Annotated in this window: 16 protein-coding genes; 13 read left to right on the top strand and 3 right to left on the bottom strand. The window is 66.2% G+C overall.

All coding sequences use genetic code 11. The features are described 5' to 3' along the window. The first annotated feature begins 3 nt into the window (after positions 1 to 3). From WDC82_RS11860 to WDC82_RS11850, 3 genes are all read left to right on the top strand, one after another. The gene (locus tag WDC82_RS11860; RefSeq protein WP_340117527.1) at positions 4 to 1,611 is read left to right on the top strand and encodes a hypothetical protein; all 1,608 of its coding nucleotides are present in this window, start codon (positions 4 to 6) and stop codon (positions 1,609 to 1,611) included. A 114-nt stretch (positions 1,612 to 1,725) separates the two neighbouring features. Next, positions 1,726 to 2,901, top strand: coding sequence for a hypothetical protein (locus WDC82_RS11855; RefSeq protein ID WP_340117526.1), 1,176 nt, complete (start codon positions 1,726 to 1,728; stop codon positions 2,899 to 2,901). Between the two features lie 188 nt (positions 2,902 to 3,089). Beyond that, positions 3,090 to 4,820, top strand: a complete 1,731-nt coding sequence (locus tag WDC82_RS11850; RefSeq protein ID WP_340117525.1) for a hypothetical protein — start codon at positions 3,090 to 3,092, stop codon at positions 4,818 to 4,820. 22 nt (positions 4,821 to 4,842) lie between these two features. Here the strand turns inward: WDC82_RS11850 and WDC82_RS11845 are convergent, their stop codons facing one another. After that, positions 4,843 to 5,907, bottom strand: a complete 1,065-nt coding sequence (locus WDC82_RS11845; protein ID WP_340117524.1) for a lipid A deacylase LpxR family protein — start codon at positions 5,905 to 5,907, stop codon at positions 4,843 to 4,845. Positions 5,908 to 6,214: 307 nt separating this feature from the next. Here WDC82_RS11845 and WDC82_RS11840 point away from each other — a divergent pair, with 307 nt between their 5' ends. The 10 genes from WDC82_RS11840 to WDC82_RS11795 all read left to right on the top strand — a co-directional run bounded on the left by WDC82_RS11840 (position 6,215) and on the right by WDC82_RS11795 (position 13,830). Further along, complete coding sequence (locus WDC82_RS11840; protein ID WP_340117523.1) at positions 6,215 to 7,384, top strand: acetyl-CoA acetyltransferase; 1,170 nt, start codon at positions 6,215 to 6,217, stop codon at positions 7,382 to 7,384. Between the two features lie 21 nt (positions 7,385 to 7,405). After that, positions 7,406 to 8,989 (top strand): acyl-CoA synthetase, encoded by a 1,584-nt coding sequence (locus WDC82_RS11835; RefSeq protein WP_340117522.1) that lies wholly within the window; start codon positions 7,406 to 7,408, stop codon positions 8,987 to 8,989. Next, on the top strand, positions 8,986 to 9,519 hold the full coding sequence (locus tag WDC82_RS11830; RefSeq protein ID WP_340117521.1) for a PCC domain-containing protein: 534 nt from the start codon (positions 8,986 to 8,988) through the stop codon (positions 9,517 to 9,519). The genes WDC82_RS11835 and WDC82_RS11830 overlap by 4 nt, the downstream gene beginning before the upstream one ends. Continuing rightward, positions 9,516 to 9,902, top strand: coding sequence for a PPC domain-containing DNA-binding protein (locus tag WDC82_RS11825; RefSeq protein WP_340117520.1), 387 nt, complete (start codon positions 9,516 to 9,518; stop codon positions 9,900 to 9,902). Before WDC82_RS11830 ends, WDC82_RS11825 begins: the two co-directional genes overlap by 4 nt. A 32-nt stretch (positions 9,903 to 9,934) precedes the next feature. Continuing rightward, positions 9,935 to 10,921: an MDR family oxidoreductase gene (locus WDC82_RS11820; RefSeq protein WP_340117519.1), complete on the top strand. Its 987-nt coding sequence runs from the start codon at positions 9,935 to 9,937 to the stop codon at positions 10,919 to 10,921. Beyond that, complete coding sequence (locus tag WDC82_RS11815) at positions 10,890 to 11,600, top strand: methyltransferase (RefSeq protein WP_340117518.1); 711 nt, start codon at positions 10,890 to 10,892, stop codon at positions 11,598 to 11,600. Before WDC82_RS11820 ends, WDC82_RS11815 begins: the two co-directional genes overlap by 32 nt. Before the next feature lie 6 nt (positions 11,601 to 11,606). Further along, on the top strand, positions 11,607 to 12,536 hold the full coding sequence (locus WDC82_RS11810) for a lipid kinase (protein WP_340117517.1): 930 nt from the start codon (positions 11,607 to 11,609) through the stop codon (positions 12,534 to 12,536). After that, positions 12,520 to 12,954, top strand: coding sequence for a hypothetical protein (locus WDC82_RS11805; RefSeq protein ID WP_340117516.1), 435 nt, complete (start codon positions 12,520 to 12,522; stop codon positions 12,952 to 12,954). The genes WDC82_RS11810 and WDC82_RS11805 overlap by 17 nt, the downstream gene beginning before the upstream one ends. A gap of 65 nt (positions 12,955 to 13,019) precedes the next feature. Beyond that, positions 13,020 to 13,523 carry a DNA starvation/stationary phase protection protein gene (locus WDC82_RS11800; RefSeq protein ID WP_340117515.1) on the top strand — a complete coding sequence of 168 codons (504 nt, stop codon included), beginning with the start codon at positions 13,020 to 13,022 and terminating at the stop codon, positions 13,521 to 13,523. Between the two features lie 127 nt (positions 13,524 to 13,650). After that, positions 13,651 to 13,830 (top strand): PLDc N-terminal domain-containing protein, encoded by a 180-nt coding sequence (locus tag WDC82_RS11795; RefSeq protein ID WP_340117514.1) that lies wholly within the window; start codon positions 13,651 to 13,653, stop codon positions 13,828 to 13,830. 63 nt (positions 13,831 to 13,893) lie between these two features. On the opposite strand, the gene WDC82_RS11790 is transcribed toward WDC82_RS11795, so the two are convergent. Both WDC82_RS11790 and WDC82_RS11785 read right to left on the bottom strand, forming a co-directional pair. Then, a complete protein-coding gene (locus tag WDC82_RS11790; protein ID WP_340117513.1) occupies positions 13,894 to 14,283 on the bottom strand; it encodes a response regulator in 390 nt (129 codons plus the stop codon). A 145-nt stretch (positions 14,284 to 14,428) separates the two neighbouring features. Continuing rightward, entirely contained in the window at positions 14,429 to 16,015 is a 1,587-nt protein-coding gene (locus tag WDC82_RS11785) for a short-chain fatty acyl-CoA regulator family protein (protein ID WP_340117512.1), read from the bottom strand. Positions 16,016 to 16,095 lie beyond the last annotated feature (80 nt).

The raw sequence follows: 16,095 nt of genomic DNA, 5'->3' as shown, positions 1-16,095 counted from the left end.
GCAATGACTGGCGACTGGATACGGTCCGGGAATGGCGGCCGGTATTCACGGACTCTGGAAGTCTGTGCCTACGGCCTTGCGTTCGCCATTGTCGCGGCGATCGGCGCCGCCAATCTCTTCTATCCCTTCGGCCCCGATCAGGCCGTCATCTTCGATGGCGCCAAGCGGATGGACCAGGGCGCGATCTACTACGCCGGCTACTGGGACAACAAACAGCCGGGATTGTATTGGTTCTACCTGCTTGCGGGACGTCTCTTCGGGTTCTCCGAATCAGGCATTCATCTGCTGGAACTGCTCTACCTGCTCGCCTTCGCTGTCGTGACGATGGCGGCACTGCGGAATGCCTTCAAGCTGCGCTGGCTCTCCGCTTTCGTGCCGGTTGCGACCATCGGCGTCTACTACGGGAGTTCGACTGAATTTGAACTGACCCAGCTGGAATTCCTGGTCTCGTTCCCGCTGTTCGTCTTTATTCTGTGCCTGCTCGCCGCCCATCGCCGCCCGCGCGCCATGGCCGGGCTGTATTTCTTGAGCGGACTGCTGGCGGGTGTCGCGGTTCTCTTCAAGCTGATTCTCGCACCGCTGTGCGTGGGGCTATGGCTGGTGGCACTGGCCTATCATCTCAAGGAAAGGAACGCGGGCCTCATCGCACTCGGCTTGCGCGCGGTACTGCCGGCGAGCGTCGGAGTGGTCCTCGTTCTTGGCAGTGTCGTCCTTCTCTACGCCCATTGGGGATATCTGGATGCACTGATCTGGACGTCCTTCGTCTATCCGCCCGAGGCCCTTGCCGTCGCGCCGCACGCCAGCAAGACCCGCCTGATTACCGCCTTCGCATTCTTCATCTCGGGCTTCGCACCCTGGGCGCTCTTCGCGATCTTCGCCGTTGTCGCCTGGGCGTGGCGCCGGCGCGATCTCTTGGGCGCGCTCATGCTCGCGTGGCTTGTGATCGGTGTGGGGCTGTTCCTCGTGCAGCGGTTTTCCTGGTGGCACTATCACACCTTGCTGATCCTGTTTCCGGCCGGTTTCTTCGCGATCGCCGGAATCGACCGGATCTGTGCCTGGTTGGGCGAGGTGCCGGCGGTGTCGGCCTTCCGCGCTTCCGTCATCGCCGGGCTGCTGGCGGTAACCGCGGGTGCGCCGCTGGCCGAGGATTTCGTCCATAAGGCCCAGCCCCTGTTGTCCAGTGTTGCCGTCTCCGGCAAGGGCATCCGCTCCTATCAGTCGCTGCCGAAGTTTAGCTCCTACTACGCCAATTGCCTGCGGGCGGTCCGCTTCCTGCGGTCACCGGAAGCGCTGCCGGGCCCGATCTATGTCTTCGGCAGCGCGATCGTCTACGAGTTCTCGGGGCGCGTCTCGCCGCACCCGACGAACGGATGGTCCTGGGAGTACTACCTTCCCGAACAGATCGACGACATCCTGACGACGCTGGACCGTCAGCAGGTGCCCTATGTCTTTGTCGGCCGCGAAGGCCACTATACCAACCGCGATCCCCTGACGCTTTTCCGCACCCGTCCCAAGATTGCCCGGTTTCTGCGGGACCACTACGTTCTCGCTGACGAAGGGCCGGGTGGTGCCTGGTACCGGCGGGCCGGGCTGGCTGGTTCGGGCTCGTGATACCTTTGCGCGGGGCAGCCCCAACGCGTGGCGGTACCAAATCCGGGCGGTTGCGGCTAGACTTGACGAAAGAGGAGAGTATCGGGCCGGGACCGCGCAGGAACGGGGGTAGGCATGCGCCAGGACCAGATCAACGCACTGACCGAAGCCGTCTACGACGCGGCGGTCGACCCGGGTGGCTGGCTCGATGTCATGGCCCTTGCCAAAGCGAGTTTCTCGACCTCGGCGGAAACCTTGTACGCCCTCGACTACGCCCAACGCAGCATGCGGCCGGTCCAGGTCTGCGGCATCACCGAGCGCTATATGCGCTCTTTCGAGGCGAGTTTTTTTACCGACGACAATCCCTGCACGCAGTCCCTGGCGCTGCACAGGCCCGGCGTCATTCGCACCGATCAGCGTCTGGGCGAATACTTCAGCGATGCCGGCATCCTGCGCCGGTCGCGCTACTACAATGAATGGCTGCGGCCGCAAAACCTCGGGCACAGCATGGGCATGACGCCGCTGATGGAAGGCGGGGTTGTCTTCAACCTTTCGTTGCTGCGCCCGCTGGAGATCGGCCCCTTCCGCCCGGCGGAAGTCGACAGCTTCGAGAGACTTCAGACCCACTTCCGCCGGGCGCTGCGCGTGGCGGTTCGGCTTGAGACCCTGAGCGAGAGCCGGGCGGTTTCCACCGAGGCACTCGATCACCTGCCGCACGGCGTGGTCTTTGTGACGGCTCTGGGCAAGGTTCTGCACTGCAACGGCGTCGCGGAAAGCCTGTTCCGCTCGAAACGGGAACTGGCGATTCGCTCAGGCCACCTTGTCGCCGTCGACCCGCCAACGCAGCGCAAGCTCTGCGGCGCCTTGCGGCAGGCCTACGATTTCGCCACCGATGACGAAGGCGGCGGCCCATCGTGCATCACGGTCCCCCGCCCCGCGCCGTCACGGCCGCTGACTCTCAGTGCCGTCCGGCTCTCCGCCGGACAGAGCCGCTTTGCAGCGCTGCAGCCAACCCTGATGGTGCTGATCGTGGATCCGGACACACCGCATCCGCTCTCGGCCGAACTGCTGCTTGATCGCTACGGGATGACCCCGGCGGAGGCGCGGCTGTCGCAGGCGCTGGTCGCCGGCACCGGGTTACGCCAGGCTGCCGCGGCGGCCGGCATGACCTATGAGACGGCCCGCTGGTACCTGAAGATTCTGTTTCAGAAGACGCAGACCGGCCGCCAGTCTGAACTGGTCGCCCGTCTGCACAGGGATCTCGCCGGGGTGGCGCGACCGGGCCGCGGCAGTTCGTTCCGGGGCGAATGAGCTTTCTCTGAAGCGGTGTGGTCTCTGAACCGGTGTAGCTTGCTTGCCGCGGCCGTTTGCCGTTGCCCCCCAATTGGGAGGTTCGGCGGCGCCTCGGCCCTCCTATCCTTTCGCGGACAAAGGGGGGATCGCTCGCGATCCCTCCGAGACCATGCATGATGTCCACAGTGCAGAGGAACTGTCCGCCGATGACGATCCGGTCCCTGATTCTTGGGTTTTCGCTGGTGCCCTTGGCATCCATGGCCGCTCAGGCTTCGTTCACCCTTCCCGATTGCGCGGCGATGACGGCCTGGGCCGGCAGCGTCGACCTGAGCGATCGTCAGGCGCTCAATCCCTCGACGGTGCTGGGATTCCCGACCGACTTCCTGGGTTCCGAAATGGTCGCGCTTTACGGCAAGGCCGCGGCGGACTTCACCGTGGAGGAGGCGGCCGCGGCGCGGCAGGCGGCAAAGGACTGCGGCAAGCAGGCCAGCGACAGGGCGGAAAAGAAGCTGCTGGCGGGGCTGGAAAAGGAGTTCTCGCGCGGCACCGGCGGCACCCTGGAGGCCATGGCGAAGGCTGGGGTGGCCCTGGATGAGGCGCTGGCCGACTTTACGGCCGCCCCGGCAGGCCTCGACAAGATGAGTTCGATCGCCGGTTTCCGCGCCATGGCCAATTGGGATCGCGACGGATTCAGCGCCGCCGTCCGGCGGGTCGGTCGCGACTTCAAGAAGATCAACGACCGCATCGGCCGCGCGCTGGCGAGCCTGCCCCAGGCGGCAGTGACCGAGCGCGTGCTGCCGGTCCTGGACCCGCAATACGATACCTCCCGCGGCATGGTGTTGACCGACGTGCGCGAGCAACTGGCCGCCCTCGACAGCAGCGAGCGGGGGCTGCGCAGCTTCGACCGGGACGCCGGCAAGATCGTCGAGCCTGTTCTGCCGCTGCTGCCATCCGACGACGGTGCCGTCCTGGCGCAGGAAGTCGCCGCGCGCAAAGCCGCCATCGAACAGGCGCTGATCGGCGATGCCATGGCCGGCTTCGAGGAACGGCCAATCAATCTGGCCACGCTTCGGGATGTCGAGGCGGCGACGAGCCGAGGACTGGCCGGCGCACTGTCACCGCAAAACAAGGACGCCTTCACGACAGCGCTCAGCGCGCGCCGCCAGGCGGTCGCCTTGGCATTGGTCGAGTCGGTGTCCACCGATTTCCGCGGCCTGCAGATCCTGCCGCAGCTGCGCGAGGAACTGCTCAAGGCGCCGATGGGGTTCGCTTCCGAAACCGACCTCGCCGCCATCGAGGCGGCCGTCGCGGAAAAGCAGGCAGCCCTTGGCGGCAAGGTCACGCAGGACCTGCTGGTGCAGATTGAGGCGGTGCCGTTGGAATCGAAAGCCTTTGCGGCATTGGACGGCCTTGCCGACGAGCGGGCTCTCAGGTTGCTGAGCACGGAGGATGTGGCAAGGATCCGTGAGGCCGCGGGCGAACGCCGGTCGGAAGTGGGCGAGGAACTCTTCGACCTGCTGACCGATGAGTTGGACGGCTTCGACGACAGCGAGCAGTCGCTTGCCGTCATCGACACCATCCTGCTGCCCGACATCAACGGCTGGCCGGCTTCCGCGGCGGAGTACAAGGATCGCTTCCGCCAGCCGGTGCTGGAGAAGCGCGGCGAGATCCTGGCGGAGCTGACCGAGGCGGAAAGCGGCCCCCTGCGCGGGCGTGTCTACGCCGACCGCGGCGGCTCCCTGAAGCTCGAGTTCGCCGACGGCGGCAAGGTCTACGTGTCGGCGGCCGGCAGCCAGACCATCGTGGCAGCCTACGAGGAGGACGGCGAGACCCGCGTGCTGGTGACGCTGCCGCAGGGAACCCTTGTGTTCACCCGCGAAGCCCGCTGGCTCACGGGCGGGCCCGCGCCGCTGGAACGCATCGACAACCGGTCCTGAGAATGCTGGTTCCCGCATCCGATCAGAACCGTACCGAGAGGCTCAGGGTGCCGAACTGGTTGGGCGCGTCCTGCTCGCGGAACTCCTTGCTGCGCCAAAGGTGGGTGTAGGCGATGCGCACGCGCTCGCCTAGCATGATCGCAAGGCCGGCCTGGAGGTCCGCCACCAGCGGGTACTTGTCGACGCTGTGGCTGTCCTTGAAGGTATTGCCGTCCAGAAAGATGTTGCGCAGCACGGCGCGGCCCTCGATGCCGGCGAAGAAGTACCAGCCGAACCAGTCGTCCGGGCGGAAGTAGTCGGATCCGGGCAGGGAGGGGCGCAGGCGCGGCGGGCCGTAGTCGTCCGGCAGATCCTCGCCCAGGCGCAGAGTGACGCCGCCCGCCCCGTAGGTGTAGACATTGCCGAGCGCGCCGCCGAGGTGCGGCGTCAGGTCGAGCGCCAACTCGTCCAGCACAGGCAGGTCGCTGAGCGTCACGCCCCAGAGGTTGCGCCACTTGCGCTCGTAGTACAGCACCACGCCCGGTTCGTTCTTCAGCTGGTTCTCCCAGCCTTCCGGCACCTGCACATTGATCAGTTTGTGGTATTCAATCTGCGTGTTGTCGGCCAGTGAGGCCGGCCCGATCATGCCGACGTTGAGTTCCAGGTTGTCGAGCCGGTCGCCGTTCTCCGACACCAGCCCGACGCCGAGGTAGGTCCAGCCAGCGTAGGGACGGTCGTCCTCGATCAGTTCACGTTCCTCAATGCGCTCCGGCGTGAACATTTCCTGCCCCAGGCTGTAGGTGACGCGCAGGTTGCCGTCATCCGGGAAGAGGGGCAAAGCCTTGGCGGCGTCCTCGATGAAATCCGGCACGACCCCGTCCGGCGACAGAGCGCTGAAACGCGTGCCATGGGTAAAGTGGCGGTCGGAGCCGCCGAAGATGTCGTTGCTGAACTGGAGCGAAACGATCCAGGCCGGATCCGGCCCCGGGTCCGGGTTGGTGTTGTCGCCCCGCGTGTCCGTGCTGGGGCCATCGGTGACAGGGTCGCTGGCCGCTGCATCGTCGCCGCTCTGCGCGGCGGCGGGATTCGTCAACGAAAGAGCTGTCATGAGCGCCGCCAGAAGAGCCGCACGCTTCATTTCGCCCCGGAAAACGCTCAAAATTACCCCCGATCGGGAACGTAGCCGCGCTTATAACGCGGGGCTGGCGGGATGGTTCCCCGCAGCCTGGAGAATCGTCGTTTGCAGGGCCCAGAAAGCCACGGACGGCCACTGCGATCCAGGGTTTTCGTTGGGAAATTTCCAGTGTTTTCGGCGCCTGTACGGGCGAGGGCAGCTTTGCTACTCTCGCGCCCAATATCTATCCAATGAGGGGCGGCGGCGACCGTCCGGAAGAAACGTCCAAGGGAGACCGCACATGACCGCCTGCATCGTCGGCTGGAGCCACACGCCGTTCGGCAAGCACGAAAACGACGACGTGGAATCGCTGATCGGCAAGGTCGCGCTCGCCGCGCTGGAAGACGCCGGTGTCGGCCCGGACGAGGTAGACGAGATCTTCGTTGGCCATTTCAACGAGGGTTTCTCGCGCCAAGCCTTCCCGTCGTCCCTGGTGCTGCAGGCCGACGAGCGCCTGCGCTTCAAGCCGGCAACGCGGGTGGAGAACGCCTGCGCCTCCGGCTCGGCCGCCGTCTACCAGGGTCTGCGGGCCATCCAGTCGAAGGCCGCGCGCTTCGTGTTGGTGGTCGGAGTCGAGAAGATGACCGGCATTCCGGGCGACGAGATCGGCAACACCCTGCTGAAGGCCTCCTATCTGAAAGAGGACGGCGAGATCGAGGGCGGCTTCGCCGGTGTCTTCGGTCTCATCGCGCAGCAGTACTTCCAGAAGCACGGCGACCAGTCGGATGCGCTGGCAGCCATCGCCGCGAAGAATCACCGCAATGGCGTCGCCAATCCGCTGGCGCAGATGCGCAAGGACCTCGGCTACGACTTCTGCCGCAACGTCTCGGACAAGAACCCGCTGGTGGCCGGCCCGCTGAAGCGCACCGACTGTTCGCTGGTCTCGGACGGCGCGGCGGCGCTGGTGCTCTGCGACGTCGAGTCGGCGCTCGGCCTGAAGAAATCGGTGGTGTTCCGCGCCGCCCAGCAGGTCAATGACTTCCTGCCCATGAGCAAGCGCGACATAACCCTCTTCGAAGGCTGCGAGCAGGCCTGGAACCAGGCATTGGAAGCCGCCGGCGCGACACTCAAGGATATCAGCTTCGTCGAGACTCACGACTGCTTCACCATTGCCGAGCTCCTGGAGTACGAAGCCATGGGGCTCACCAAACGCGGCCAGGGTGCCCGCGCCATCGCCGAAGGCTGGACCGAGAAGGACGGCAAGCTGCCGGTCAATCCCTCCGGCGGCCTGAAAGCCAAGGGCCATCCCGTCGGGGCCACCGGCGTTTCCATGCATGTGCTCAGCGCCATGCAGCTGACCGGCCAGGCCGGCGACATGCAGGTGAAGGACGCCAAGCTCGGCGGCATCTTCAACATGGGCGGCGCCGCCGTCGCCAACTATGTCTCGATCCTCGAACCCCTGCGCCGCTGAACGCCGTAAAGGACCAGGGTCATGGGAAACGCGATGAACCTGGGACGGCTGCTGGCCGACACGGCCCGCCGCCTGCCGGATGCGCCTGCCCTGGTGTGGGGCGACAAGACCTGGACCTGGGCCGAAACCTCCCGGCGCGTCGATGCGCTGGTGGCGGCGCTCAGAAAGCGCGGGCTCGGCAAGGGCGACGCCATTTTGGTGCAGGCGCGCAATTCGAACCAGATGTTCGAGAGCATGTGGGCCGCCTTCGCGCTGGGCGGCATCTGGGTGCCGACCAACTACCGCCTGACACCCGCCGAAGTGGCGTACCTCGGTTCGTCGTCCGGCGCGAAGGCGATGATCGTCGACGACGCCTTCCCGCAGCATGCCGACGCGGTGAAGCAGGCATCTGCCGCCCTGCGGCTCACCGTTGTGGTCGGAAAACCGCGCGAAGGCGAGTTGGCTTTTGAGGACCTGATCGCCGAAGGGGTGGGGGAAGCGGTGGAGCCGGCGGAAGTCGATGGCGCCGATCCCTGCTGGTTCTTCTACACCTCCGGCACCACGGGGCGGCCCAAGGCGGCGGTGCTGACCCATGGCCAGCTCACCTTCGTCACCAACAATCACCTGGCCGACCTGATGCCGGGCACCACCCACTGGGGGGATGCTTCTCTGGTGGTGGCGCCGCTCAGCCACGGCGCCGGCGCGCACGCCCTCTCGCAGGTGGCGCGGGGCACCAGGTCGGTGCTGCCGGCCTCGGAGAAGTTCGATGAGGAGGAGATCTGGCGCCTGGTCGAGCAGCATCGCATCACCAACATGTTCACCGTGCCGACCATCCTGACGCGCATGGTGCGCCACCCGGCGGTCGACCGCGTCGATCATTCATCGCTGCGCTACGTCATCTACGCCGGGGCGCCGATGTACCGCGCCGACCAGAAGGAGGCGCTGCAGAAGCTGGGCAAGGTGATCGTGCAGTACTATGGCCTCGGCGAGGTGACCGGCAACATCACTGTGCTGCCGCGCGAAGATCACAGCCTCGACGACGACGCGATGCCGGTCGGCTCCTGCGGCTATGCGCGCACCGGCATGGAGATCGCCATCAAGGACGCCGAGGGCAATCGCCTGGCTGCCGGCGCACAGGGCGAAATCTGCGTGCGCGGGCCCGCCGTTTTCGCCGGCTATCACGACAATCCCGACGCCAATGCCAAGGCGCTGAAGGACGGCTGGTTCCACACCGGCGACCTTGGGCGCCTAGACGACAAGGGGTTCCTCTACATCACCGGCCGCGCTTCGGACATGTACATCTCCGGCGGCTCCAACGTCTATCCGCGCGAGGCGGAGGAGGTGCTGCTGACCCATCCGGCGGTGGCGGAGGTGGCCGTGCTCGGCGTTCCCGATCCCGAGTGGGGCGAGACCGGCGTCGCCGTCGTGGTGCTGGAAGACGGCAAAACGGCGAGTGCCGAGGAGCTGCTCGGCTTTCTGAAGGACAAGCTGGCGCGCTACAAGCAGCCGCGCCGCGTGTTCTTCTGGCGCGAGCTGCCGAAATCCGGCTACGGCAAGGTGCCGAAGCACCTCATCCGCAGCGAACTCTACGCACGTGGCGACCTGGCGGAGACTGCGGCGCAATGAGGACGCTGACCCAGCCGGGCGCTCCGTTGCAGCCGCGCCGCCTGCTGGAATGGGCGGCCCCGGCTGAGGATCTGCGTGTGCGACTGGCGGGCGGGCAGGACCTGCTGCGCGGCCTCGTGGCGGCGCTGGCTGGGCACGCGGTAACTCACGCCGCCGTCCAGGTCGTTGCCGCCGAGATCGCGCGCATGGCCTACCTGACGGGCGCCGAGGACCCGAGCGGTCAGCGCGTCGCCACCTACGGTCCGCCGACCTGGCTGGAAGGGCCGGTGACCCTGCTGGGCGCCAACGGCATCGTCGGGCCGGGCCCGGACGGCGATACCCTGCTGCACTGCCACGCTGTGGTGGTGGATTCTGCAGGACGTCTGCACGGCGGCCATCTGCCGCCGGGCGACGTGCTGCTGGGGGACGCTGGTGCGGTTGCCGTGGTGACGCCGCTGCGCGAGGCGGCCTTCGCCGCGGCCTACGACAGCGAGACGAATTACCCGCTGTTCCAACCGACCCGGATCACCAAGGGCGGGAGCAACGTATGACCGGCGAGGCGACGTTCGAGGCAGGCCGGCTGGGCCGCATTGCCGTGGTGCGCCTGCGGCCCAACCAAGACCTGGTGACGGCGGTCGAGGCGGCCTGCCGCGAGCACGGGATCTCCCACGCCCTGGTACGTTCGGCGGTCGGCAGCCTGGTCGACGCGGTGTTGGAGGCCGGCAACCACACCATCCAGGTGCCGGGGCCCGGGATCGAAATTCTGACGCTGAGCGGCGAGGTGCGCTCGGGCGCGGCGGGTCATCCTGGCGCCGACTTGCGCGGCACCATAGCCGACGGTAAGGCGCAGGTTTACGGTGGCCGCTTCCGGCGCGGCGCCAATCCGATCTGCATTACGCTGGAGCTGGTCCTGCAAGAATGGCTGCCGGCCTAGCGTTTCAACGGTAATAGAGAGGAAGACGGACGATGTTCCGAGCAATCCTGCTGGAGGAGAGCGACGGCAAGGTGAGCGCGCAGATCACCGAACTGGACGAGGCCGAACTGCCCGAACAGGAGGTCACCGTCGCCGTCGAGTACTCCACCCTGAACTACAAGGACGGCATGGTACTGAACGGCCTGGGGCGGCTGGTGCGCGAGTATCCGCATGTGCCCGGCGTCGACTTCGCCGGTACCGTCGAGGCCAGCAGCGATCCCGCCTTCAAGCCGGGTGACAGGGTGGTTCTCACCGGCTGGCGGGTTGGCGAGCAGCACTGGGGCGGATACGCCGAGAAGGCCCGGGTGAAGGCCGACTGGCTGGTGCCGCTGCCGGAGGGCCTCACCACCAAGCGCGCGATGGCGATCGGTACGGCGGGCTTCACGGCCATGCTGGCGGTGATGGCGCTGGAGAAGCACGGCGTGACGCCGGAGAAGGGTGAGGTGCTGGTGACCGGAGCGGCGGGCGGTGTCGGCTCGGTCGCCATCGCCGTTTTGCACGCCGCCGGCTATCGGGTTGCGGCTTCCACCGGCCGCGCCGAAACCCACGACTATTTGAAGGGCCTGGGCGCGACGACCATCATAGCGCGCGACGAGATCGCCACGCCGAGTGGCCGCCCGCTGGACAAGGAACGCTGGGCGGGCTGTATCGATTCCGTTGGCGGCTCGACGCTTGCCTGCGTGCTGCCGCAGATTGCCTATCGTGGTTCGGTTGCCTCGGTGGGGCTTGCCGGGGGCAACAAACTGGAAACCACCGTGATCCCGTTCCTGCTGCGCGGCGTCAGCCTGCTGGGCATCGATTCCGTGATGAGTCCACCGGAAGAACGCAAAGAAGCCTGGACGCGGCTCGCCCGCGACCTGCCGATGGAGAAGCTCGACGCCATGATCCACGACGCAACGCTGGAGGACCTGCCGGCGCTCGCCAACGATATCCTGGAGGGCCAGGTCCGTGGCCGCGTCGTGGTCGATGTCCGTGGCTGAGCCGGCGGAAACTCTGCCACAGGTTTCGGATGCCTGGGCGGGGCAGGCAGTCTATACGCACCGCACGCTGAGGCTCTATGATGCGGTGGTCCTCGGCTTCTCCAACCGCTTCCTGTGGCGCTGCCCGACGGCCGCGCTGCTGGCACTTTACGATGCCAACGTCAGCGCCAACCACCTGGACGCCGGCGTAGCTACAGGATACTTCCTCGACCGTTGTCGATTTCCGACTGAATCTCCCCGTCTCGGCCTGCTCGACCTGAACCCCTTGTGCCTGGAAACCGCGGCGTCGCGTGTCGCCCGCTACGGGCCTGAGCGCTACTGTGCCAACGTGCTGGAGCCCATCGATCTGCCGGTGGAACCTTTCGACTCCCTGGGGATTACTTACCTGTTGCACTGCCTGCCCGGGCCGCTGTCCCGCAAGGCGGCGGCTTTCGCATATCTGAAGCCGCTGCTGAGCGACGGCGCCCGGGTATTCGGCGCCACTATCCTGGGCCGCGGCGTGCCCCACAATGCGCTGGGCCGTCGGGTGATGCGTTTTTATAACGAGCGCGGGATTTTCGGAAACGAAGCGGACGATGTCGACGGCCTGCGCGCGGCACTGGCGGCGCAGTTCGCTGACGTCGACGTTCGCCTGATCGGCGCGGTTGCCCTGTTCAGCGCCCGCCACAGCAGGAGTTGATCAGCCGTGGTGCAAGTCCGCCGTCCAGCGCTGCTCCTCACCAACAAACATAGCGGCGGCGCCGATAGCGACCTGGCGCCGGTTATGGAGCGCTTGGTGGACGGCGGTCTCGATGTGCTGCACGAAACACCCGACTCGATCGACGATCTGTGCCGCCATATCCGTGACGCCGGTACGGCGACGGTGATCATCGGTGGTGGAGACGGCACCCTGAATGCCGCTGCGCCGGCGCTCATGACTTTGGAGCGGCCCTTCGGGCTATTGCCGCTGGGTACCGCCAACGACCTTGCCCGCAGCCTCGGCATTCCCTTCGACCCGCTTGAGGCGGCCGACGTGATCACGGCCGGCGTCAGCCGGCGCATCGACCTCGGGCTGATCGACGGCAAGCCCTTCTTCAACGTCGCCAGCGTGGGACTCAGCGCTGAGGTGGTGCGCGAACACGAAGGCGAAGGCGCACGCAAGCGCCTGCTCGGCGTGCTGAATTACCCCTTGAGTGCGTGGTCCGCCTTTCGCCGCCACCGTCCCTTCGCCGCCGAACTCGTCATCGACGGTGAACGCCGGCGCATTCGCTGCACCCAGATTGCTGTCGGCAACGGACGCCACTACGGCGGCGGCATGACCATGGACGAGGCGGCCGAAATCGACGATGGCTGGCTCAGGGTCTACTATCTGCGCCCGGCAGGCTTTTTCGCCATGCTATCGATGCTGCCGGCGTTGCGCTTCGGCTGGCTGCGCCGCACGGCGGAGGCGGAGGTGAAGTGGGCCAGGCGGGTCGAACTGCGCACGCGCCGCCCGCGCGACGTCGATGTCGATGGGGAACTGAACGGCCGCACGCCGGTTGTCATTGAAATACTGCCCGGTGCTCTGGAGGTCTTCGCACCGCTCCGCGAGGTGCCAGCTGCCGAAGAGGAGGCAATGCGTGAGCATTCTGCGTGACGATCGTCTGATTGCCCTGCACGACCTGGTGGCGGCTTGCCGGTCTTCAGCGAGCCACGCGGCGCTCGCTGCCGAGCTGATCGCCGACGATCCGCGTGCGCCGGACCTGCAGGCACTTGCGGACCAGCGCTCCGCTGACGCCGATTTCTTCGCTGAGCGGATGATCGCCGAAGACGACATTCCGGGTGGTCCGCCGGAAGAGCGCAGTCTGCTGGATGCTGCATTGGCGCGCGCGCGCGCAGCTTTCGAAGATGACGGTTGGAAGACACTGCTGGACGACTGTCGCGAACAGGAGCAGGTGGTGTGCCGCCAGGCCGAGGCGGCGCGGAGCGCACCGCTGCGCGACGACGAGAAGATCGCAGCCGAGGCTCTCGCCAGCCGGGCGCGGGAGGCCCTCGCGCATATTTGGCCTGATTGACGTTGGGGAACGATTTCCTCTGCTCGCCGTTGTTTCATTAGAACCGACAGCGAGAAAGGAGAACCATGTCCAGCTCAGTGCTGCAGATGAAGACCGATGTCGAGAACCCGGAAACCGGACTCGAAAACCGCAAGCGTCTCGCCGGCAATTTGACCGGCATTCTCGCCGACACTTATTTGTTGCTGGTGAAGACCCAGGGTTACCACTGGAATGTCGTGGGCCCGCTGTTCGTCTCCCTGCACCGCCTGACGGAGGAGCAATACCGCGATCTCTTCGAGGCGGTCGATGACTTGGCGGAGCGCGTCCGAGCTCTCGGCCATCCGGCCCCGTCCAGCATCACCGAAATGATCGCGCTGACCCAGATCGCCGAGGATACCGGCAACGCCTCCGCCGAGGAGATGGTGGTCAACCTCGTTGCCGATCACGAGCGCATCGTGCGCCGTTTGCGCGAGGCGGCCATCATGGCCGAAGAGCAGCACGACGTGGTGACCGCCGGGATGTTGACTGACCGCATGGCGTTCCATGAACAGGCAGTGTGGATGCTGCGCGCGGTGATCGCCGGCAAGTGAGGCCGACCATACGTCGGTGGCATTGGATTCGGCACCGGCCGGCAGGACTTCCCTGCCGGCCGGTGCCGTGCCATAAGCATGGCGTTCCATAAGAATCTGGGACAAGTTTCCTGAGAAAGGCCTGTGCATGGGAATTGAAATTGGTGGCCTCTTCGGCCTTTTGCTGCTGATCGCGAACATCTGGGCTATCGTGAAGACGGTGCAGAGCGGCGCCTCGACCGGCGCCAAGGTCCTGTGGATCTTACTGATCCTCGTTCTGCCGCTGCTCGGCTTCCTGCTCTGGCTGCTGTTCGGCCCCAAAGGCTAGAGCGGAGTGTGACCGGGTGGATTCGTGACGATATGCCACCCGGCCATCATTCGGTCTAAGCCGTCACGCGCCGCCGCCGCCGGCGCCTTGCTTGCTGGCGGCCAGATCACGCACCTGCTGCACGATATCGCGGTTGGAGAACGGCTTGGTGACGAAGGCGTCTGCCCCTAGCCGCAGGGCCGTATGCCGGTCCTTCTCCTGGCCTTTGGCGGTCAGCACGATGACCGGCAGGTGCTTCAGGCCGGGTTCGCTGCGCACGCGCTTCAGCACCTCGAAGCCACTGTGCGGCGGCAGCATAACGTCCAGGACCAGGATATCAGGCGCTTCGCTCAGCAGGCGCTCGATAGCCGTGTCGCCGTCCAGCGCCGCCGTAACCTGCCAGCCTTCGCGGCTGAAGATGAAGCTCAAAGACTCGACGATATTCGGCTCGTCCTCGACAATCATCACCCGCATCGGGACCATTTCCCCATGAAGATCATTTCCCTGTCTATGGCGGCATCTGCCCCGGACCTTGGGGACGGCCGCCTTATTGTTGGTGTGCCTCCCTTAGCACGCCATGGCGTGGGAGGGTCAAGCCTCGTCGGGCAGGGGGCTGCCCTCAGGCCGGAAGGACCTGCCGCTGAATGATCACATCTTCCTGGCGCTGCGGGCAATCGTTGCGTGCGCAGAGGCGGCAGGTGGCCCCGATATGGTCTGCCGGAGCGCCGGCGGTCAGGTCCAGGCGGTCACCGTAGACCGTCTGATCGGCGTAGAGGGCATCGCAGGCCAGCATGATCGAGAACAGCGGGCGCGGCTGCCCGTAGCCGGCCTCGCCCTTCATCACTGCCCGGGCGACGAAGAGAAAGCGCTCGCCGCTGGGAAACTCCGCCAACTGCCGCACGACCGTCTCCGGCGTCTGGAAAGCTTGATAGACGGCCCACAGTGGACAGGCACCGCCGTAGCGGGGCAGTGGCAGGTTGGCCAGCGGGAAGCGTTTGGTGACGAAGCCGGCGGGATCCGAGCGCATGAAGGCAAAGGGAATGCCTTCGTTGCCCGGCCGGCGCAGCGTCACCAGCCGGTGGCAGACCTGCTCCACACTCGCGCCATGAGCGCGGCGCAGCAGATCGACGTCATAGCGTGCCTTCACTGCGTCCTCAAGGAAGCCGTCGTAGGGCATCAGCAGCGCGCCGGCCCCGTAGGACTGCAGCGCCCCGGCGGCACGGCCGCGTGCGGCCGGGGTGGTCAGGGTCGTGCTGGCGTCGACGATCTCCTCGATTTCCGCGGCGAAGCTGAGGCGCGCCAGCAGCCGGGCGACGGCGAAGCGGCGTGTCGCCGCCGCCCCGCTGTCCAACAGGATCAGCCGCTTGCCGTGTGGGCTGTAGTGCAGCGGGGCGCGGGCGGAAAGCAGGCGTTCCTCCGCCGGCCCGGCGCGACTGACGGTGAGGCGGTGGTCGGTGGCGAGCCGTTCCAGCATGCGGTCTTCCAGCTCACGCGGCGTTGCCGCCAGCGCCGCGCGCAGGTCTTCGGCCGCGCTCTCCAGGGCAGGAAAATAGTTGTGATGTTCCAGCACGAAGTCATCGACCTCCTCGGCCGGGGTCGTCGAGCGGGTCGCCGTGTGCGCCTTGTCGAAGAAGGTGGAGAGCCCCTGTGCGGCGGTGGACAGCCGCGCGCTCTCCTCCGAGAGGATGCTGTGAAAGCGGTGCTGCTGCTCGGCATCGACGTCGTCGACCGACGTGAGGATCTCCGAGATCGAGCGTATCGCCGAGATGTTCGTGAGAATGCGGTGAACGGCGTCGCCCAGGAAGGGGTCCTGGTTCAGCCGGTCGGCCAGGGCGTGCATGGCCTGGGATCGATCCAGGAAGGCACGGTGCAGTGTCACCAGCGCCTGGGCCCAGCCCGTATGGCGGCCGACCAGATCGCCGACGCCTTGCGGATCGAGGCGGATATGGTCGAGCAGCGGGTCCGCCAGCACATCGTTGAGGTCGCTGGCCAGGCGCTGCTCGGTGGCGCCGTCCAGTACCTCCAGGCCGACGTTCAATTCGTCGGCGACCTGCTTAAGGAGTCGACCGCCGATGCTGCGCTTGTTGTGTTCGATGAGGTTCAGATAGGAGACCGAGATGCCGACCCGTCCGGCGAGTTCGGTCTGGGTCAGGCCGATCTCCTTGCGGCGCTCGCGGATCTTCAGGCCGATGAGGGGGCGGGCCATGGCGGTAAGTCTCTCAATTCGCGGCATCTTGTGCGCCGCAATGTAAACTTTTCACACATTCACGCTCAGTCAGACTAATA

Origin of the sequence: Pelagibius sp. 7325, from assembly GCF_037652055.1 — a bacterium.
GTDB lineage: Bacteria > Pseudomonadota > Alphaproteobacteria > Kiloniellales > Kiloniellaceae > Pelagibius.
Note: the sequence above shows the minus strand (reverse complement) of the source record. Positions and strands in the feature narration are given on the sequence as shown.